The organism is uncultured Enterovirga sp. (genome assembly GCF_964242715.1).
Taxonomy (GTDB): domain Bacteria; phylum Pseudomonadota; class Alphaproteobacteria; order Rhizobiales; family Beijerinckiaceae; genus Enterovirga.
In genome coordinates, this window is the sequence record NZ_CAXTAZ010000005.1 from 113,679 (window position 1) to 133,182 (window position 19,504).

Below are 19,504 nucleotides of genomic sequence, written 5' to 3' on the forward strand. Positions count from 1 at the left end.
CATGCGACCGGATGACGGCCGAGGAAACTCGCCGTTCCACGTAAGATTCGGCGCTCCTCACCTCGTCCGCGTGACCTCGAGACCTCTCCCCGCCTCGCGGGGAAAGGCAAGCACAGAGGCAAGCGCCCTCAGCTATGGGCCAGTATAGCCAGCAGTAGAAGCGCTATAATATTCGTGATTTTGATGGCCGGATTCACGGCTGGACCTGCGGTGTCCTTGTAGGGGTCGCCGACCGTGTCGCCGGTGACGGAGGCCTTGTGGGCCTCCGAGCCCTTCATGTGGCGCACGCCGTCCTTGTCGACGAAGCCGTCCTCGAAGGACTTCTTGGCATTGTCCCAGGCGCCGCCGCCCGAGGTCATCGAGATCGCGACGAAGATGCCGGTGACGATCACGCCCATCAGCATGGCGCCGACCGCCGCGAAGGCCTGGTTCTTGTCGGCGATGGCCCGGATCGCGAAGAAGGTCGCAATCGGCGCCAGGACCGGCAGCAGCGACGGCACGATCATCTCCCGGATCGCCGCCTTTGTCAGGAGGTCGACCGCCCGGGCGTAGTCCGGCCGCTCGGTGCCCTGCATGATGCCGGGCTTCTCCCGGAACTGGCGACGCACCTCCTCGACCACCGAACCGGCGGCGCGGCCGACGGCCGTCATGCCCATGCCGCCGAACAGGAACGGGATCAGGCCGCCGAGCAGGAGCCCGACCACGACGTAGGGATTCGATAGGGAGAAGTCGACGACGACGCCCTTGTAGAACTGGAATTCGGTCGAGCCGGCCTTGTTCGCCTCGCCGATGAAGAAGTTCAGGTCCGACGTGTAGGCGGCGAACAGGACCAGGGCGCCGAGGCCGGCCGAGCCGATCGCGTAGCCCTTGGTCACGGCCTTCGTGGTGTTGCCGACGGCATCGAGCGCATCGGTCGACCGGCGGACGTCCGGCGAGAGGCCGGCCATCTCGGCGATGCCGCCGGCATTGTCGGTGACGGGCCCGAAGGCGTCGAGCGCGACGACGACGCCGGCGAGCGCCAACATCGCGGTGGTCGCGATCGCGATCCCGAACAGGCCGGCGAGGCTGTAGGAGGCGATGATGCCGGCGACGATCACGATCGTCGGCATCGCGGTCGCTTCCAGCGAGACCGCGAGACCCTGGATGACGTTCGTGCCGTGGCCGGTGACCGAGGCCTGGGCGATCGAGACGACCGGGCGCTTGCCGGTGCCGGTATAATACTCGGTGATCACGACGATGAGCGCCGTCACGATGAGGCCGACGATGGCGCAGCCGAACAGGCCGCCCGACGTGAAGGTCACGTTCTGGTTCGTCGTCATCACCGTGTCGAAGCCCCTGAACAGGACGAAGTTCACGAGCGCGATGGCGACGATCGAGAGCAATCCGGCCGTGATGAAGCCCTTGTAGAGCGCCCCCATGATCGAGCCGTTCTGCGAGAGCTTCACGGCGAAGGTGCCGATGATCGAGGTGACGATGCAGGCGGCGCCGATGCAGGGCGCGTAGAGCAGCATGGTCTCGAGGATGGGCTGACCGTTGAAGAAGATGGCGGCGAGCACCATCGTGGCCACCATGGTGACGGCGTAGGTCTCGAACAGGTCGGCCGCCATGCCGGCGCAATCGCCGACATTGTCGCCGACATTGTCGGCGATGGTCGCGGGATTGCGCGGGTCGTCCTCGGGGATGCCGGCCTCGACCTTGCCGACGAGGTCGGCGCCGACATCGGCGCCCTTGGTGAAGATGCCGCCGCCGAGCCGGGCGAAGATCGAGATGAGCGAGGCCCCGAAGCCGAGCGCGACGAGCGAGTCGATCACCATGCGGCTCGCCGGCGCGTAGCCGAGCATTCGGGTCAGGACCGCGTAATAGACGGTGACGCCGAGGAGCGCGAGGCCGGCGACCAGCATCCCGGTCACGGCGCCCGACTTGAAGGCGACGTCGAGCCCGTCCGCGAGCGAGACCGACGAGGCCTGTGCCGTGCGCACATTCGCCCGGACCGACACGTTCATGCCGATGAAACCGGCCACGCCGGACAGGATCGCCCCCACCGCGAAGCCGACCGCGACCCAGATGCCGAGAAGCCAGGCCAGGATGGCGAACAGCACGATCCCGACGATGCTGATGGTGAGATATTGGCGACGAAGATAGGCCTGCGCGCCCTCCGCGATCGCCCCTGCGATCTCCTGCATCCGCGCGGTGCCGGCGTCGCGCTTCATGACGTCGTTGATCGCCCAGATCCCATAGGCGATCGACAGAGCGCCTCCGAGCACGATGAGGAGGATGGCTGTCATCTCGAACCCTTGCTGTCGGCGGAGAGGCGGCGCGTCGGAGCTTCGGGCCGGTGCACGCGCACGCGACCGCGGCCCGTCCTGCGACGCTCGCGGATTTGCGCCGCCGTGATGCCAAACTTTTGACCGGATCGCAATCAGAGCGTTCGCGCTCCGCCTAGGATGTCACCACCCTGTCCGGACCCCGCGCGAAGGCGAGGAGGAGGAGCGCCAGGACCACGAAGGGGAACACGAGCCAGTTCACGGTCTGCCAGCCGCCGAAGGCGAGGAGGCCGCCCGACGAGAAAGAGGCGATCGCGACCGTGCCGAAGACCATGAGGTCGTTCACGGCCTGGACCTTGGCGCGCTCCTCCGGCCGGTAGCAATCCGTCACCATCGAGGTCGCGCCGATGAAGGAGAGGTTCCAGCCCAGCCCGAGAAGCGTGAGGGCGACCCAGAAATGCGCAGTGTCCCGGCCCATCAGGCCGACCACCGCTGCGGCCGCCGTGATCGCGAGGCCGGTTGCCGTCACCGGCACGTTGCCGAAGCGCCCGATCAGGCGCCCGGTCAGGAGGCTCGGGCCGAACATGGCCAGGATATGCCACTGGATGCCGAGCGTCGCGGAATCCACCGACAGGCCGCACTCGACGACCATGGCGAGCGGCGCGGCCGTCATGACGAGGCTCATCAGCCCGTAGGAGACCAGTCCGGCGACCACCGCCATCACGAAGCGCCGCTGCCGCACGATCTCTCCCAGCGGGCGGCCTCCCCCTCTCGAGAGTGGGACCAACGCGGCCGGCGGCACCCGCAGCCTCGCCACCACCGCGATCGAGACGAGGGCCAGCGCGGCCTGTCCGAGAAATCCCCCGGCGAACGGGGCGCCCGGGACCAGGTCGCGGGTCCAGATCACGGTCTGGGGCCCGATGACGCCGCCCGCGATTCCGCCCATCATGACCCAGGATATGGCGCGGGCCCGCCATTCCGGCGGAACGTTGTCGGCCGCCGCGAAACGGTAGGAGTTGACGTAGGAGGAGTAGAAGCCGGCGAGGCAGGTGCCGAGGCAGAAGACCAGGAACGACCCGGCCGCGATCCCGGCCGCCGCGACGGAGCCGGCGACCACGCCGATCACGCCGCCGACCAGATAGCCGCCGCGCCGTCCGAGCCGGGCCATCAGGATGGCCGCCGGAATGGTGCCGGCCGCGAGCCCGAGCTGGAGCAGGCTGACCGGCAGGGTCGCATAGCTCGGATCGGGCGAGAGCGTCGCGCCGACGAGGCCGCCGAGCGCCACCACGATCGAGGGATTCGCGCCGCCGAGCGCCTGCGCGACGGCCAGGGTGCCGGCATTCTGGCGCCAGGTCGCGCTCGCGTCGGTGGTCATGCGGGCCAGAAGGGGAGAAAGCTCCCGAGGGTCAAGCGGTTCGGAGAATGAGAGCCCTGTGTAGCAGCGCCGTGCGGTGGTTTTCATCTCCGGCGGCTGCGGGCGATCGCGTTCGGAACGTCCGCCGCAGGCTGCCGCGTGCAGACACCCACGCGTCATGGCGAGCGCAGCGAAGTCACCCAAGCCCCCGGGCGCCTGCCCTGGGTTGCTCGTCGCTGTCGCTCCTCGCAATGACGGGAGCGGCCGCGTCGCGCATGACCTCCCATTATGAAGGTGGGCATCGCTACCGTCTTGGCCGCCGTCGCCCCGGGTAGCGGCCGTGTGCGTCGGGGAGGTCGCGTGGGCGGGTCCAGCCCTTCCGTCTCGCCCAAAGGGCCACGGTCACCGCGGTGACCCGCAGCCGGGCGGCGATCAGGGCGGACGGGAGAAGCGTCTGCTCCCAGAGCCGCCTTGCCGCGGCCACGGTGTCCGGAGAGTAGGCCCGGCCGCGGCGGTCGCCGCTCGTGACCGTCGGGGCGGTGCGTCGCGAAGCGGCGAAGCGGCGGCTCCCGGGCTTCGGCTCCGGCCGAACCCACCCGCGCCGCGCGATCCAGTTTGACACGGTCGCCTGGCTCACGCCGGCCTGCGCGGCGATCTGCGCTTGCGACATGAGCGAGCCGGTCGCGAGGTCCCGCGCCCTGCTGACCGCGTCGCCGCCGTACGGCCGCCCCCGGCGTCGCGCGCGGAAGAACATCGGCCCGGGCCTTGCCGGCGCCGGCGGTCGCCGCCACCGGAAGCGCTTCTTCCAGCGAAACAGGGTCGCGGCGCCGATCCCGAGCGCGAGCCCGATCCGCTCCAGGCCGAGCCGCGATCCCTCGACGAGGGCGCGCGCCGCCTCGCGGTCCTCCGGGCCATAGCGCCGGTAGGCGGTCTGTTCGCCCGGAGGAGCCGCCCAGAGGTCGGCCACGGCGAGCACGTCAGCAAGGAGTGCGTTGCACGAGACGCGTTCTCCCTCCCCGGAGGGGAGGGAGAGTCGAAGCGCAGCTTCGAACCGGGGTGGGGTCACGGGGCCGGGTGTCCCCACCCCGGTTCGGCTTCGCCGACTCGGCCCTCCCCTCCGGGGAGGGAGAGAGCCCGCGCAAAGGTCTCCAACATCAGGAAGTCGGGCTCGATCCGTTTCGGCCGGGTTCGGGACCGGCCGCGCCGCGTTGCAGCGAGCGGCCGGCCTCGTCCAGCGAAAGCGGCGCGCCCATCGGGCGACCGTCGCCTCGCCGATTCCGGTCCGCTCGGCGATCTCGGCGAACCGCAGCGCCGACCCCTCGACGAGCGCCCGCACCGCCGCGACCCCCTCCGGTGGATAAGGCCGGCCCCGACCGGTCGGGCTCCGGAGCGAGCAGGGCGCGGGCACCGGGCCCGGGTGGGCAGCGTCGTCTTGCATAGTAGGATTATATGCGGATGCCAGCTCCCGTCAAAGTCGCCGCGACGGGACATCCTGGCGCGCTGAGCCGCCGGCTCTGCGCCTGTCGGTGGTTCGGTCGCGCCCTCAGCTTTTCACTGAAGAAGCCGGCGGAAGCGCGCCCGCTGCTCGTCGTTCATCCCAAAGCTCATCGCCGACAGGCAATTGCGGTCGAGTTCCACGCCCTCGCGTGCTTCCTGCGGCAGCGATGACGACCGGCCGTCGTCGTAGGACCGCATCGCCTCCAGCCATTGCCGATTATTCCGCCAACCGACGGCCGCGCCGAGATTGACGATGTCGTCGCTCGCCGACCCGTAACGAACGCGGAAGATCACCGTGTTCGTGCGCCGGTAGGTCCGGGTGCAGCCGCGCGAAACCACGGCGGTCGAGGCGAGCGGCACCCGAACCGCCGGATTCCAGGGCAGGAGCGAGTGGACGATCAGGTCCGTCCGCGTGATCGCGTACCGTGCCTGCCCCACGAACAGCAGCGCCAAGCCATAGGCCACCAGAACGAAGACGAGAACCGGCCCCCAATCGCGCGGTCGCTCCGTTGCTCTTACGATCAGCCACAAGCCGAAGATGACCAGCAGCATGATGAGCGTCTTGTCGTATAATTCGGAGCCCTGGATGCCCCAGAACGTCTGCGTGGGAGTCGTCGCACGCCATGCGTCCAGCTGATGTCCGGTGACGCGCGAGGCGCCGATCATCACGGCGAAGAGCGCAGAGACCCACGCCACGATGACCGCCATCACAACCGCCACTCGCAGCGGACTAGCTGTGTCTCCCTGACACGCTTCGCTCATGTTCCACCTTCGAGAGACAACCACGTCTGCCGACGAGACACCTATTCTCTGGCCGTTTCGTCTCATTTAAAGTAATCATCGAGCACGCTTGGCAGGCATAGGATCGCTCGATATGCCGAACGCAATCTTGTCGCTGTAAGTGCACAACGAGTTGGAAGTCAGAATATACGATTCTGAAGAAGGGATCGTTCTCAGATAATTCTGTCGCCCATTCTGAGCCAATACTCGAAGGCCTTGGACCTGATGAGTTCCGCACAGCCTTCATCCCGGACGTTCCTGGCAAGGTTTTCCGTGACGCTGGCGATAAGGGCTCCATCCACGGCCCCGCCCTTATCGACCAATTTTTTTCGAGGATCTGCTTATGCACCAACGAAGCTCCGAGCACGGCCTTTGATCTGGAATGCTCGATCCTTTCCCTCCTCCTCCGAGCACTGAGTATCTACGTTAAGCGGGAATGACAGGTTTTCTCTGGATGCCGAATGATCTGGCATCATCCGATTATCCCGCCTGCCCTCCGTCACTAGAGGTCCGAGTGGGGTCGAAAGCGGACTGGCGGCTTTCCGCTTTCCGGCTACGAGCCGCTTTTCCCTCGCCGGTCGATCAGGACGGCCTGTTGCCAGCGACTGGGAGGCTTGTCGGTGCGGTGAATGCAGCCCGACCAGCAGCATGGCCGCTTCTTTCCCTCCAGAAGCTCGTCACGGCTTCGCGCGATGCGGCGTTGGCGCGTCGTCGGCTGCTTCGCGTCGTCGACCCAGCAGATGAACTCGTTGCGACCGAGCGGCGTCAGGCGTTCCCAAAGCGCATAGACCTTCGGATCCGACCGCAAGGCGGCTTGGAGGTCTTCGCCTGCCTCGTGGACAGTGCCATGCGGGAAAGCGCTCGCCACGAACCCTCCAGGCCATCGCCGGGACAGGATCGACCGGCGCGTTTCGAGCGTGCTCGCTCGATGACCATTTGTCCACGATGGGGTCGGGACCGGCCATTCCACTTCCTGCCATCTCTCCGACCAGCCACGCCCCACACGCGGCCGATCACGCGCTTACGCGGGCGATGCCCCGAAATGCTGGAAGGAGGGGCTGGCGATCGTGGTAGGCGAGCCGCCGCGTCGCAGCGCGAGCGGCCCCTCTCCGTCCCTCACCTCGCCGACGATCGTCAGCGCGAGGCCGATGGCGGCGGCGTCGCGCCGCATCGCGTCCCAGCGTTCGGGCGGAAGCGTGAACAGGATCTCGTAATCGTCGCCGCCGCCCGCGAGCCGGTCCAGGAGCACGGGCGCCGCGGGCGCGGCCGGCGCGGAAGCGAGCGCCGCCTGCGCGGCGGGCGAGAGCGGGATGCGGTCGAGGTCGAGATGGCCGGCGACTCCGCTCGCCCGCAGGAGCTTCGCGGCGTCGCCCGCAAGCCCGTCCGAGACGTCCATCGCGGCCGAGGCATGATCGCGAAGGGCGGGCGCGAGCGCGAGGCGGGGCCGCGGCACGCGATAGCGGTCGATCAGGAAGGCGCGGTCGGCGGGGGCGAGCGCCGCATCCCAAGGCTCGGAGCGGCCGCGCAGGAGGGCGAGGCCGAGGACGGCGTCGCCGATCGTGCCGGTCACGGCCATGAGGTCGCCGGGACGCGCGGTGGTGCGGCGGACCATGCGGCCGGCCGGGACCTGCCCCAGGGCCGTCACCGAGAGGACGAGCGGTCCCGCGGCCCGCACCGTGTCGCCGCCAAGCAGCGGGCATCCGGCTGCAGCCGCAGCCGCGCCGAGTCCTGAACAGAAGGCGCCGAGCCAGTCCTCGGTCCAGCCGTCCGGCAGGGCGAGCGCCAGGAGGAAGCCCACCGGGTCGGCGCCTTTGGCGGCAAGGTCCGACAGGTTCACGCCGAGCGCCTTTGCACCAAGGCTCTCCGGCGGATCATCCGGCAGGAAATGGACGCCCTCCACCAGGGCATCCACTGTCAGGACCATCTCGCATCCGGGTTCCGGCGCGATCAGCGCCGCGTCATCGAGGAGAGAGAGACCTCCGGGCCCGGCGAGCGGGGCGAAGTAGCGCGCGATGAGGTCGTCTTCGTCCGGGCGGGACAAGACCGGTCAGGTTCCGGCCTTCGAGGCCGCCCGGCCGGAGCGCTCGGGCAGTTCGCCCGGTCGCGCCTCGCGGGCGACCGAGTCCAGGACGCCATTCACGAGACCCGGTTCGTCGCCGCTGTAGAAGCTGTGGGCGATGTCGACATATTCCGAGATCACCACCCGGGCCGGCACGTCCTTCCGGAAGGCGAGCTCGTAGGCGCCGGCGCGCAAGATGGCCCGCAACACGGCCTCGACGCGCGCCAGCGGCCACCCGGCCGACAACGCCGTGTCGACGGCGGGGTCGACGGCGCGCTGCTGCTCCACGGTGCCGACGAGAAGCGCGCGGAAGAAGCTGTTCTCGGCCTGGCCGAAGGTGACGCCCTCGACCTCGCGCCCCATCCAGAAGCTCTCGAACTCGGCCATCACGTCGGTGACGCCCTTGCCGGCCACCTCCATCTGGTAGAGCGCCTGCACGGCCGCGAGCCGGGCGGCGCTGCGTTCAGCCGGCTTAGCCACGGAGGCGTTCCTCGAGTCGTCGGGTCGCCCGCAGCACCGACAGGGCGGCCCTTGCCGCCCCGCCGCCCTTGTCCATCTCGGAGACCCGGGCGCGGGCCCAGGCCTGCTCCTCGTTCTCCACGGTCAGGATGCCGTTGCCGATCGGGATGCCGCGCGACACAGAGAGGTCCATCAGAGCACGCGCACTCTCGCCGGCCACGATGTCGTAATGGCCCGTCTCGCCGCGGATCACGCAGCCGAGCACGATCGCGGCCTGAAACGGCCGGCCGGCCACGTCCGCGGCGTCGAGGCCGATCGCGACCGCGACCGGGAGTTCCAGCGCCCCGTCGACCGTGATGATCTCGGACGCGGCACCCGCAGCCGCGAGCGCGGCGGTCGCGCCCTGCAGCAATTCGTCGGCGATGCCGTCGTAATAGCGTGCTTCCACGATCAGGATCCTGGCATCGGGAAGGAGCTCGGACGAGCCGGTCTGTGTGTGCTGCGTGATCATTCTCGTCTTCGATGAAGGGCCGAATTTCGACCTTTGACAGGTGCTGCGCGCGACGCCCGGCGACCGAGGCAGGCCACCGATGCCGGTTCGACCAACGTCCGTTACGCTTGAAACGCTTCCACGCTCATGCGGGGCAGAGCCGCGGCTCAGCCGCCCGTCGGGCCGGAGCCATGTCGGGTTACGACCTCTCGGCCCCGCTCTCAACCCCCGAGGCGGGTTGCGTCGCCTCCACGAGCCGCGCGGCGTAGCGGGCCATGAGGTCCACCTCGAGATTGACGAGGTCGCCGGCCCGGCGCTCGCCCCACGTCGTGACCGCGAGGCTGTGCGGGATCAGCAGCACCGTGAAGGTGTCGCCCTCGACCGCGTTCACGGTCAGCGAGGTGCCGTCGAGCGTGACCGAGCCCTTCTCGGCGATGAAGCGGGCGACCTTCGCGGGCGCCCGCAACGTGAAGCGGGCGGTCGTGCCCCACTCGCCGCCGGTCACCTCCTCGCGGGCGACGATGGTTGCCGTGCCGTCGACATGGCCGGTCACGATGTGGCCGCCGAGTTCGTCGCCTATCCGGAGCGAGCGCTCCAGGTTCAGCCGCGTGCCGGTCCGCCACGCGGCCGCGCTCGTCCTGGCCAGCGTCTCGGCGGCCACATCGACCTCGAACCATGCGCCATCGTTCTGCGGCCCCGCGGCCACCACGGTCAGGCAGGGACCCCCGCAGGCGATCGAGGCGCCGAGTGCGATCGTGGCCGGGTCGTAGCGGCAGTCGATCCGGAAGCGGCGCAGGCGCTCGCCGTCGAAGGCCGACGCGATCCGGCCGACATCGGTTACGAGACCGGTGAACATGCTGCCCTCTCGAAATGGTCGATCGTGTCGTCTCCTGCGATGTCGGTCCTGACAGGCCGCATGTCGAGGGCGAGGCGTCGGGCCAGCGCCGTCCCGATCGCCGGAAGCCCGGCGCGACCGCGCGCCCGTGCATTCGTCACAAGGACAGCTTCGTCGACGAGATCGGCCTCGGCCAGGGCCTCGGCGAGGGTCGGGCCGCCCTCGCACAGGATCCGGGTCAGCCCGCGGGCGGCCAGCGACGTCATCACGGCCCGGAGGTCGAGCGAGGCGGACCCGCCCTCGGGCATGCGGATCACCCCAACCCCACATTCCGTCAGGCGCCGTTCCGCGGCGGGCTCGGCGTCGGGCCCGCACACGACCCAGGTCGGCCGTTCGCGCGCGCCGCGGGCCAGCTTGCCGTCCTGCGGTAGCCGCAGGCGGCTATCGAGCACGATCCGGACGGGCGAGCGGTCCTCGAGACCCGGCAGGCGCACGTCGAGACGCGGGTCGTCGGCGAGCGCGGTCGAGACGCCGATCAGGACGGCATCGGCATGCGCTCTGAGAAGGTGGGTGCGGGCGCCGGCCCCCTCGCCCGAGATCATCAGGCGGGGCTCGCCTTCGGCGCCTGCAGCATAGCCGTCCGCCGTCCGGGCCAGCTTCAGCGTGATCGCAGGACGACCGAGCCGGATGCGCGTCAGGTGGCCGCGATGGGCGCGCTCCGCCTCGGCCCCGCCGATCCCGGTCGTGACCGCGATCCCGGCCTGGCGCAGGATGGCATGGCCTCTCCCGGCGACACGCGGATCGGGATCTTCGACCGCGGAGACGACGCGCCGGATCCCGGCCGCCACGATCGCCTCGACGCAGGGCGGCGTGCGACCATGATGCGAGCAGGGTTCGAGGGACACGTAGAGCGTCGCATCCCGGGCGGCGGGCCCCGCCGCCGCGATGGCCGCCGGCTCGGCGTGGGGCCGCCCTCCCCGGGCGGTGACGCCCTGCGCCAGGATGCAGGCCCCCCCATCCTCCCCGGTGCGAGCGAGGATCGCGCCGACGCTCGGATTCGGCCAGGTCAGGCCGTTATGGCGCGAGCCGAGCGCGATCGCGGCTGCGATCAGGCGACGGTCTTCGGCGTCGATCTCCGCCCGGCTCACGGAGTTTCGGTCGGAGCGGGAAGAGGCTCCCCGTCCGGGCTCGCAAGCGATCCCAAAATTTCTTGAAAATCACGGGCTTCCCGGAAGTCCTTATAGACCGACGCGAACCGCACATAGGCGACGTCGTCGAGGCTCTTCAGGGCATGCATGACGAGTTCGCCGACCGCTTCGCTCGTCACCTCGGGCTCGCCGGAGCTTTCGAGCTGGCGCACGATGCCGCTGATCAGGCGCTCGACGCGCTCCCGGTCGACGGGCCGCTTGCGCAGCGCGACCTCGATCGAGCGGCCGAGCTTGTCGCGGTCGAAGGGGACGCGCCGGCCGGAGCGTTTCGCGACCATCAGCTCGCGCAGCTGCACCCGCTCGAAGGTCGTGAACCGCCCGGCGCAGTCTGGGCAGACCCGGCGGCGGCGGATCGAGGAGGCGTCGTCGGCCGGACGCGAATCCTTGACCTGCGTATCGAGGCTCCCGCAGAACGGACAGCGCACCGGACGCGCCGTCCGTCTAGTAGACCGGGAAGCGTCGCGTCAGCTCGCTCGCCCGCGCGCCGACCGCCGCCTCGGTCGCGGCATTGCCGGCCTCGCCGTTCCGCGACGGCCCGTCCAGCACCTCGACGATCATCTCGCCGACCCGCCGGAACTCGGCCGGCCCGAAACCGCGCGTGGTGCAGGCGGGCGTGCCGAGCCGGATCCCCGACGTCACCATCGGCTTCTCGGGATCGAAGGGGATCCCGTTCTTGTTGCAGGTCAGATGCGCTCTACCCAGGGTTGCTTCGGCGAGCTTGCCGGTCAGCTTGCGCGAGCGGAGATCGACCAGCATGAGGTGGTTGTCGGTGCCGCCCGCGACGATGTCGTAGCCGGCCGACATCAGCGTGTCGGCGAGCGCGCGCGCATTCTCGACCACGGCATGGGCGTAGAGCTTGAAATCCGGCCGCAGCGCCTCGGCGAAGGCAACCGCCTTGGCCGCGATGACATGCATCAGCGGCCCGCCCTGCAGGCCCGGAAACACGGCCGAGTTGAACCGCTTCGCCAGCGCCTCGTTATTCGTGAGGATCATGCCGCCGCGGGGCCCCCGCAGCGTCTTGTGCGTCGTCGTCGTCGTGACATGGGCGTGCGGGAAGGGCGAGGGATGCGCCCCGCCCGCCACGAGTCCGGCGAAATGCGCCATGTCGACGAAGAACACGGCCCCGATCTCGTCCGCGATCTCGCGGAAGCGCGCGAAATCCCAATGGCGCGAATAGGCCGACCCGCCGGCGACGATCACCTTCGGGCGATGCTCTTCGGCAAGGCGGGCGACCTCGTCCATGTCGATGAGCCCGTCATCCGGCCGCACCTTGTAGCTCACGACGTTGAACCACTTGCCCGACATGTTCACGGGCGCGCCGTGGGTGAGATGGCCGCCGCAGGCGAGGTCGAGCCCCATGAAGGTGTCGCCCGGCTTCATCAGCGCCATGAACACGGCCTGGTTCGCTTGGCTGCCCGAGTTCGGCTGCACATTGGCGAAGCCGCAATCGAACAGCCGGCAGGCGCGCTCGATCGCGAGGGTCTCGGCCATGTCCACGAACTGGCAGCCGCCGTAATAGCGCCGGCCCGGATAGCCCTCCGCGTATTTGTTCGTCATCACCGAGCCCTGCGCCTCGAGCACGGCCCGGCTGACGATATTCTCCGACGCGATCAGCTCGATCTCGTCCCGCTGCCGCCCGAGCTCGAGCTCGATCGTGCGGGCGATCTCGGGATCGCTGTCGGCGAGCGACGCCGAGAAGAACGAGTTGGAGAACTGATAGCCGGATGCGGCGGGGCTGGCGGACATGGCAGGGCTCGCGCGAGGGATGGTGCGGGTTAGCACGCGGGGCGATGGGGCGGCAAACGCACGGCTGAGCAACGCGCGCCTACCCTCCCCCTTGCGGGGAGGGCCGAGTCGAAGCGGAGCTTCGAGCCGGGGTGGGGGTGGTGCAGGAGGCACCGCCCAGGGCTCCTCCTGCACCACCCCACCCCCGGCCCCTCCCCTCAAGGGGAAGGGGAGCGCGCCGCGCGCCCGCCGCGCTTGACGTCGTTCCACCCGACCCGCCACTCTCCCCTAAATGCCTGAGAGCGTCGGTTCGGGAGGTTCGTGATGGGTCTGGTGACACGCGCCGCGGCGGCGCTCGGGATGCTGCTCGCCTGGGCGGGAGCGGCCCAGGCTTTTCCGGACCGGCCGGTCACGATCATCGTGCCCTGGGCGGCGGGCGGCGGCGCCGACACCGTGACCCGCTACGTCGCGGCCGGCTTGCAGCAGGAGCTCGGCGTGCCCGTGAACGTGGTCAACCGGACCGGCGGCGGCGGGCTCACCGGCCATTCCGCCATGGCGAACGCCGCGCCCGACGGCTACACGCTCGGCGTCGCCTCGCCCGAGATCGCCTTCTACAAGGCGCTGGGCCTCGGCGAGTTCACGCCCGACAGCCTGGACCTCTTCTCCCGCGTGGCGCTGCTTCCGGCCGGCGTCACCGTCAAGGCGGATTCGCCCTGGACCTCGCTGGACGACCTCCTCCGGGACCTGAAGGCCAAGCCCAAGGGCACCTATACGAGTTCCGGCACCGGCACGGGCGGGTCCTGGCACATCGCGATGGGCGGCCTCCTCCGAGCGGCCGGGCTCGAGGCCGACCGCATCCGATGGGTGCCGAGCCAAGGCGGCGCACCCGCCCTCCAGGACCTCGCGGCCGGCGGGCTCACCATGTTCACGGGCGCCCCGGCCGAGGCCAAGGCGATGCTGGATGCCGGCAGGGTCCGAACGATCGCGATCATGTCCGAGCAGCGCTCGCCCTCGCTCCCGAACGTACCAACGCTGATGGAGAACAAGATCGACTGGGCCTATTCCAACTGGTTCGCCCTCGTCGCCCCCAAGGGCATCCCGGCCGACCGCCGCGCCCGCATCGCCGAGGCCGCTCAGCGCGCCATGGCCCGCCCCGACGTCCAGGACGGCCTCAAGGGCCGCGGCATCCAGCCGGTGTGGGACGCCCCGGGCGTGTTCCCGGATTATCTCAAGGGGTTCGTGGCGCGGGGCGAGGCGGTGCTGGGGGATCTGGGGTTGGCGAAACGGTAGGCTCGCCCGTGCTTCGCTCACCGAGGCTTGATCCCCCGCGTCGATACTGACACCAAAGGCTGAACCTCGAGGCCCCGCCTTGGCGCAGCACACGCTTCAGACAGCCATCTCCGCTTTCGGGGCGAGCGCCAAGGCCAAGCTCGCCAACCCCGCCATCAAGGGCGCGCCTGAGGACCAGCTCCGCGGCCCGCTGGAGACGCTCGTCAGCCAGCTGTCGATCGTGGCGGGCCAGCCCCCCGGCGCCGTCCAGCTCGTAGGCGAGACCACGATGCGCGACCTGCAGACGCGGCCGGATTATGCGGTCACTCGCAACAACGCGCTGATCGGCTTCATCGAAGTGAAGGCGCCAGGCAAGGGCGCCGACCCGAAGGGCTTCACCGATCTGCACGACAAGGCGCAATGGTCGAAGCTCAGCAAGTTGCCGAACCTGCTCTACACCGACGGCAACAGCTTCAGCCTTTGGCAGGACGGGGAACGGCAGGGCTCGGTCATTCGACTCGACGGCGACGTCGGATCAGCAGGTGCAAAGCTCTCCGCGCCGGATACGCTGCTCGCGCTGATCGACAATTTTCTCGGCTGGAACCCGATCACGCCGAAGACGGCCCGAAAGCTCGCGCCCGTGGCGGCGCGGCTCTGCCGCTTCCTCCGCGACGAGGTGGTCGAGCAGATGGGGCGCGGCAACAAGGGCCTGACCGACCTCGCGACCGACTGGCGCAAGCTCCTCTTCCCGGAGGCGAACGACGCGCAATTCGCCGATGGATACGCCCAGGCGGTCACCTTCGGGCTCCTGGTCGCGCGGGCGCGCGGCATCTCGCTTGCGGGCGGGATCGAGCCGGCCGCCTCCGCCTTGCGACAATCCAGTTCGCTGATCGGTACGGCGCTCCGGTTGCTCACCGACGATCCTGCCAACCACGAGGCGCTGAAGACCTCGCTCGGCACGCTCACGCGTGTCCTGGAGGAGGTTGACTGGCCGACGATCAGCAAGGATTCGCCCGACGCTTGGTTGTACTTCTACGAGGAGTTCCTGGCCGTCTATGACAACACGCTGCGTAAGCGCACCGGCTCGTACTATACGCCGCCGGAGGTCGTCGCCGCGATGGTGCGGCTGGTCGACGAAGCCCTGCGCGGTCCGCTCTTCGATCGTGCCGCCGGCCTCGCCTCCTCCGACGTGACGCTGGCCGACCCGGCCGTCGGAACCGGCACGTTCCTCCTCGGCGTGCTGCGCCGGATCGCCGACACGGTGCGGACGGACAAAGGCGCTGGCGCCGTGCCAGGTGCGATCCGGGCCGCCGCGTCCCGGGTGGTCGGCTTCGAGCTGCAGTTCGGCCCCTTCGCGGTGGCGCAACTGCGCATCATCGCCGAAATGGCCGCTCTCATGCGGACGCCGAAGGACCCTTTGCCGGCCGTTCCCGACCTCAACCTGTTCATCACCGACACGCTCGGCAATCCCTATGTCGAGGAGGAAGGGCTGCTCCAAAGCGGGCCCATCGCGGCCTCCAGGCGCGCAGCGAACAAGGTGAAGCGCGAGGAGCGGATCACCGTCGTGATCGGCAATCCGCCCTACAAGGTGGATGCAGCCGGACGTGGCGGTTGGATCGAGGCCGGAAGCGTCGGCCGGCCCTCAGCCCTAGAGCTATGGACGCCGCCTCGATCCTGGGGCGTCGGCGCGAGCACGAAGCATCTCAAGAATTTGTACGTCTACTTCTGGCGATGGGCTACTTGGAAGGTCTTCGGGTCAGACCACCATGCAACGACCGGTGAACCCGAGATCGACCGAGCCGGGCTCATTTGCTTCATCACGGCCGCGGGCTTCCTGAACGGACCCGGATTTCAAAAGATGCGGGCCGGCCTGCGCCGGGACTGCTCCGAAATTTGGGTGATTGATTGCTCGTCGGACGGACATCAGCCGGACGTCCAGACCCGCATATTCGAGGGCGTGCAGCAGCAAATCTGCATTGTACTGGCGGCGCGGGCGGTTGGGAAGAATCGCGGCGAGCCGGCGCGCGTCCGATTTGCGGCGCTGCCGAAGGGACATCGGGAACTGAAATTCGACTCCTTAGCCAAGCTCAGGCTCGATGGGGAGGGTTGGGTCGACGGCCCAACCGGCTGGCGCGATCCGCTCCTGCCGGAGCGGACGGGTGACTGGGGCGAGTTTCCGGCTGTGCCGGAGTTTTTTGACTGGGCTAGTCCGGGCGTGAAAACTCACCGGACCTGGGTAATAGCACCCGACGCGGAGACGCTAAGACGCCGCTGGACGGCGATGCAGGCGGCGAAGAGTCCTGCCAGCAAGCACGCACTCTTTCATCCGGATCGGGATCGGACGCTCGATAAGGTGGTCAGCGTCGACCTGGGGGTGCACCGGACACGTCCAATCAGCATCAGCCGGGATCGGGAACAGATTGTAGAGCCCGTTCGGTATGCCTTCCGCTCGTTCGATCGCCAGTGGATCCCCCCTGACCACCGACTGTTGAGCCAAGCTCGCTCACAGCTTTGGGAGCTCAGTTCAGATAGTCAGTTCTACCTTACGGCTATCGACGATCGCTCTCCAGTATCCGGCCCATCCATCACGATAGCTGCTGTAATCCCTGACATGCACCACTATCACGGCCGCGGCGGCCGGGTGTTTCCTCTCTGGCGTGATCGCGCCGCGACTCAACCAAACGTCCGGCCCGAGTTGCTGTCGCACCTCTCAGGCTTCTACGGCGCACCTGTCTTAGCAGAGCACGTGATGGCCTACCTCTCGGCGATCATGGCCCATCCGGCTTTCACGGCCCGCTTCGCGCCCGACCTTGTCCGGCCCGGCCTGCGGGTGCCGCTCACTGCCGATCCGGCGCTCTTCGCCGAGGCAGCCTCGCTCGGGCGCGAGATCGTCTGGCTGCATTGCTACGGCGAGCGCTTCGCCGACCCAGAAGCGGGCCGGCCTCGGTCGGCGCCCCGCATGCCGGAGGGTACGGGACCGTTCATCCCGATCGAGGGGGCGATTCCGGGCGCGCCGGAGCCGCTTCCGGAGACCATGCGTTACGATGCCGGCAAGCGCCGGCTGAATAGGCGGCGGTTACGTCGAGAATGTCAGCCCGGCGATGTGGGCCTACGAGGTCTCGGGCAAGCAGGTCGTCTGGCAGTGGTTTAGCTATCGGAAGCGCGATCGCTCCCGCCCGATCATCGGCGACAGGCGGCCGCCTTCCGACCTGGAGAAGATCATCCCGGAGAGCTGGCCCGATACCTACACCGACGACCTGCTCGACCTCCTGCACGTGCTGGGTCGTCTCGTCGCACGGGAGCCGGACCAGGCGGATCTCCTCAAGCGCATCATGGCGGAGGAGATGATTCACGAGGCGGAGTTGCGCGAGGCTGGCGCGCTCCGGGAGCGCCCGGCCGACGAGGACGCATCGGCTCAGGCGTGATCGGCACCTCGGCAGTGGACAAGTCCTGCCGGCCACACCCTCGCCTCGGCCGATGCGGTAGAATGACCGGATGAGCCGCACCTCAGCCCAGCCCGACCTCTTCGGCGGGCCGCAGCCGGACCTGTTCGCAGGCCAGCCCGAGCTTGTGCGGGAGCCGCGGACCTACGCGCCGACCCCGACCGAGATCAGGAATCACCTGAGCCACATTCTGAAACAGGCCAGGACGGCGGCAACGATGCCGTGGGACGCCCGCAAGGTCCGCTTCTACCGGAAAGTCGTGCCGCAGATGGTGCTGTGGCTTCCGGAGGAGGAGGCGGCTCAGGTGAAGCTCGACTTCGAGCGAGAGCTGGAGCGGCTGGAGGCCGCCTGACGCCGGCCAAGCCTGAGCCGAAGTTCAGCGGAAGCGATGATGCCGCTACGCCTAGACGCGCAGTCAGATCTCTTGACGCCGCGTTGATCTGTTTATATTCCTAGAGCATGCGCGCTGCCTTCGAGCTGATCCCGTCCTCCTCCAGTCCCTCCCCCTCGCGTCGCCTCCGGGTCGGAAAGGGCCGGCCCTACTCCCCTGAAATCTTCGAGGCGGTGCGGGCGCTCGTGGAAGGCACGGCGCTGAAGCAGCGGGAGATCGCGGCGCGGGTCGGGATCGCGCAGGCGAGCGTGTGGAGACTGGCCCGGCGGGACGGGTGGATTCGCCCCGCCCGGGCGGGGCGGCGCTCGGCCGGGTGCGGGCGGCCTTTCGGGCCCGCGATCGTGGCCGAGGCGCAGCGGCTGGTCGAGACGACGGAGCTGTCCTTCGCGGCGATCGCGGCCCGGACGGGCGTGTCGCGGACCACCCTCTGTCGGTGGCGCAAGCGGCGAAAGTGGGCTCGGCCCAACCCGAATGGGGACGGGCGCGCCCGTCCGGCCCGCTACTTTCGACAGCGCGGGCGGCCCTATGCGGCGGACGCCGTCGGGCGGCGCGGGACCTGGCCACGCGCTCGCTCCTGTCGCAAACGCGGATCGCCCGGCAGGTCGGCGTGAGCCAGGCGCAGATCTCCGTCTTGATCCGGGCGCGGGGCTGGACGCGGCCATCGGCGCCGGCGCGGTCCCGGCGCTTCGCGGCATCGACCCGGGCCGCTCGCGGAGAGCGGCGATCGGCGTGGGCGGCCCTATGCGCCGCAGGTCAGGCGAGAGGCGCGGGTGCTCTGGGAGCTGACCCGGCTCTCGACCCGGATGATCGGGGCGCGGCTCGGCGCCCATCCGGGCACGGTGCGCGCTGGAGCCGGGAGTAGAGTTGGGAGCGGCCGCATGGGCGGGCCGGAGCGCGGCAACTGCGCGGGTTCTTCGGATCGGGGCGCTGGCAGGGGTGAGCGTGGCGGGGCTTCTCCTCTGCAGAGCGGGGAGGTGGCGGCCGCGGAGGGAGGACGGGGGCGCCCCCTCCACCACGCTGCGCGTGGTCCCCCTCCCCCGCTTTGCGGGGGAGGATCCCAGCCGTTCAGTTCAGGAGCGCGGTCTCGTCGGCGGCTTCGGCCTCGGTCGGGCGGCCGGCGGCTGCGACCGGGATGCGGGCGCCCAGGCCGTCGCGGTTGTAGATGTCGTCGCGGAACTGGACGAGGCCGTCCGGGGCGGCCCAGGCCGTGACATAGGTCCAGTAGACCGGGACCGGCTGGGCCAGCGACGCATCGGTGCGGGAGCCGGCCGCGAAGACGTCCTCGATCTTGTGGCGGTCCCAGCTCGGCGTCTCCCGGAGAAGCCAGGTGATGTAGTCGCGCACGTTCTGCACGCGCACGCAGCCCGAGGAGACGAAGCGGAAATCGTCGCCGAAGATGCCCTTCGAGGGCGTGTCGTGCATGTAGACGCCATGCGGGTTCGGAATGTTGATGCGAACGAAGCCCATCGAGTTGAGGTCGCCGCCCGGATCCTGCCGGAACATGTAGCGGGTCGCCTCGTCCGAGCGCCAGTTGATGGTCTCGGGCCGGATCTCCTGGCCCTCGCGGCTGAACACCCGGATCTTGTTCTCGGCGAGGTAGTTCGGCTCCTTCTGCATCTTCGGGATGAGGTCTTTCTTGACCACCGAAGCCGGCGCCGTCCAGAACGGGTTGAAATTCACCTGCGTGATCTTGGCATTCATGATGGGCGATTGCCGGTCGATCTTGCCGA

At 69.2% G+C, this 19,504-nt stretch carries 18 protein-coding genes; 5 read left to right on the forward strand and 13 right to left on the reverse strand.

Features of this window, described 5'->3' with window-relative positions:
* Nucleotides 1–128: 128 nt before the first annotated feature.
* The 12 genes from ACFE87_RS04725 to glyA form a co-directional block, all read right to left on the reverse strand.
* Nucleotides 129–2,285: a sodium-translocating pyrophosphatase gene (locus tag ACFE87_RS04725; protein ID WP_375458463.1), complete on the reverse strand. Its 2,157-nt coding sequence runs from the start codon at nt 2,283–2,285 to the stop codon at nt 129–131.
* 154 nt (nt 2,286–2,439) lie between these two features.
* Complete coding sequence (locus ACFE87_RS04730; RefSeq protein WP_375458464.1) at nt 2,440–3,639, reverse strand: MFS transporter; 1,200 nt, start codon at nt 3,637–3,639, stop codon at nt 2,440–2,442.
* 283 nt (nt 3,640–3,922) lie between these two features.
* Nucleotides 3,923–4,585: a hypothetical protein gene (locus ACFE87_RS04735; RefSeq protein ID WP_375458465.1), complete on the reverse strand. Its 663-nt coding sequence runs from the start codon at nt 4,583–4,585 to the stop codon at nt 3,923–3,925.
* A 584-nt stretch (nt 4,586–5,169) separates the two neighbouring features.
* Nucleotides 5,170–5,823, reverse strand: coding sequence for a hypothetical protein (locus tag ACFE87_RS04740; RefSeq protein ID WP_375458466.1), 654 nt, complete (start codon nt 5,821–5,823; stop codon nt 5,170–5,172).
* Nucleotides 5,824–6,448: 625 nt separating this feature from the next.
* Nucleotides 6,449–6,763 (reverse strand): YdeI/OmpD-associated family protein, encoded by a 315-nt coding sequence (locus ACFE87_RS04745; RefSeq protein ID WP_375458467.1) that lies wholly within the window; start codon nt 6,761–6,763, stop codon nt 6,449–6,451.
* Between the two features lie 153 nt (nt 6,764–6,916).
* Complete coding sequence (gene thiL / locus ACFE87_RS04750; RefSeq protein WP_375458468.1) at nt 6,917–7,936, reverse strand: thiamine-phosphate kinase; 1,020 nt, start codon at nt 7,934–7,936, stop codon at nt 6,917–6,919.
* A gap of 6 nt (nt 7,937–7,942) precedes the next feature.
* Nucleotides 7,943–8,434 (reverse strand): transcription antitermination factor NusB, encoded by a 492-nt coding sequence (nusB, locus tag ACFE87_RS04755; protein ID WP_375458469.1) that lies wholly within the window; start codon nt 8,432–8,434, stop codon nt 7,943–7,945.
* Nucleotides 8,427–8,924, reverse strand: a complete 498-nt coding sequence (ribH, locus tag ACFE87_RS04760) for a 6,7-dimethyl-8-ribityllumazine synthase (protein WP_375458470.1) — start codon at nt 8,922–8,924, stop codon at nt 8,427–8,429. Before ribH ends, nusB begins: the two co-directional genes overlap by 8 nt.
* Nucleotides 8,925–9,102: 178 nt before the next feature.
* Nucleotides 9,103–9,759 carry a riboflavin synthase gene (locus ACFE87_RS04765; RefSeq protein WP_375458471.1) on the reverse strand — a complete coding sequence of 219 codons (657 nt, stop codon included), beginning with the start codon at nt 9,757–9,759 and terminating at the stop codon, nt 9,103–9,105.
* Entirely contained in the window at nt 9,741–10,886 is a 1,146-nt protein-coding gene (ribD, locus tag ACFE87_RS04770) for a bifunctional diaminohydroxyphosphoribosylaminopyrimidine deaminase/5-amino-6-(5-phosphoribosylamino)uracil reductase RibD (RefSeq protein ID WP_375458472.1), read from the reverse strand. The genes ACFE87_RS04765 and ribD overlap by 19 nt, the downstream gene beginning before the upstream one ends.
* The gene (gene nrdR / locus ACFE87_RS04775) at nt 10,883–11,371 is read right to left on the reverse strand and encodes a transcriptional regulator NrdR (RefSeq protein ID WP_375458473.1); all 489 of its coding nucleotides are present in this window, start codon (nt 11,369–11,371) and stop codon (nt 10,883–10,885) included. The genes ribD and nrdR overlap by 4 nt, the downstream gene beginning before the upstream one ends.
* A gap of 16 nt (nt 11,372–11,387) precedes the next feature.
* Entirely contained in the window at nt 11,388–12,692 is a 1,305-nt protein-coding gene (gene glyA, locus ACFE87_RS04780; RefSeq protein WP_375458474.1) for a serine hydroxymethyltransferase, read from the reverse strand.
* A 303-nt stretch (nt 12,693–12,995) separates the two neighbouring features.
* Between glyA and ACFE87_RS04785 the strand changes: the two genes are divergently transcribed.
* The 5 genes from ACFE87_RS04785 to ACFE87_RS04805 all read left to right on the forward strand — a co-directional run bounded on the left by ACFE87_RS04785 (nt 12,996) and on the right by ACFE87_RS04805 (nt 18,385).
* Nucleotides 12,996–13,961: a tripartite tricarboxylate transporter substrate binding protein gene (locus ACFE87_RS04785; protein ID WP_375458475.1), complete on the forward strand. Its 966-nt coding sequence runs from the start codon at nt 12,996–12,998 to the stop codon at nt 13,959–13,961.
* A gap of 79 nt (nt 13,962–14,040) precedes the next feature.
* Nucleotides 14,041–17,091, forward strand: coding sequence for a type ISP restriction/modification enzyme (locus ACFE87_RS04790; RefSeq protein ID WP_375458476.1), 3,051 nt, complete (start codon nt 14,041–14,043; stop codon nt 17,089–17,091).
* Complete coding sequence (locus ACFE87_RS04795; RefSeq protein WP_375458477.1) at nt 17,042–17,365, forward strand: hypothetical protein; 324 nt, start codon at nt 17,042–17,044, stop codon at nt 17,363–17,365. Before ACFE87_RS04790 ends, ACFE87_RS04795 begins: the two co-directional genes overlap by 50 nt.
* 70 nt (nt 17,366–17,435) lie before the next feature.
* Nucleotides 17,436–17,735, forward strand: coding sequence for a hypothetical protein (locus tag ACFE87_RS04800; RefSeq protein WP_375458478.1), 300 nt, complete (start codon nt 17,436–17,438; stop codon nt 17,733–17,735).
* Between the two features lie 107 nt (nt 17,736–17,842).
* The gene (locus ACFE87_RS04805; protein WP_375458479.1) at nt 17,843–18,385 is read left to right on the forward strand and encodes a helix-turn-helix domain-containing protein; all 543 of its coding nucleotides are present in this window, start codon (nt 17,843–17,845) and stop codon (nt 18,383–18,385) included.
* Between the two features lie 454 nt (nt 18,386–18,839).
* Here the strand turns inward: ACFE87_RS04805 and ACFE87_RS04810 are convergent.
* On the reverse strand, nt 18,840–19,504 hold a 665-nt coding region (locus ACFE87_RS04810), incomplete at its 5' end, for a L,D-transpeptidase family protein (protein ID WP_375458480.1).

Coding starts and splice junctions, on each gene's coding strand:
- ACFE87_RS04730 (WP_375458464.1), bottom strand. CDS start 3,639: ATGACCACCGACGCGAGCGCGACCTGGCGCCAGAATGCCGGCACCCTG.
- ACFE87_RS04765 (WP_375458471.1), bottom strand. CDS start 9,759: ATGTTCACCGGTCTCGTAACCGATGTCGGCCGGATCGCGTCGGCCTTC.
- glyA (WP_375458474.1), bottom strand. CDS start 12,692: ATGTCCGCCAGCCCCGCCGCATCCGGCTATCAGTTCTCCAACTCGTTC.
- ACFE87_RS04725 (WP_375458463.1), bottom strand. CDS start 2,285: ATGACAGCCATCCTCCTCATCGTGCTCGGAGGCGCTCTGTCGATCGCC.
- ACFE87_RS04800 (WP_375458478.1), top strand. CDS start 17,436: ATGAGCCGCACCTCAGCCCAGCCCGACCTCTTCGGCGGGCCGCAGCCG.
- ACFE87_RS04805 (WP_375458479.1), top strand. CDS start 17,843: ATGCGCGCTGCCTTCGAGCTGATCCCGTCCTCCTCCAGTCCCTCCCCC.
- ribH (WP_375458470.1), bottom strand. CDS start 8,924: ATGATCACGCAGCACACACAGACCGGCTCGTCCGAGCTCCTTCCCGAT.
- ACFE87_RS04785 (WP_375458475.1), top strand. CDS start 12,996: ATGGGTCTGGTGACACGCGCCGCGGCGGCGCTCGGGATGCTGCTCGCC.
- ACFE87_RS04795 (WP_375458477.1), top strand. CDS start 17,042: ATGTGGGCCTACGAGGTCTCGGGCAAGCAGGTCGTCTGGCAGTGGTTT.
- ACFE87_RS04740 (WP_375458466.1), bottom strand. CDS start 5,823: ATGGCGGTCATCGTGGCGTGGGTCTCTGCGCTCTTCGCCGTGATGATC.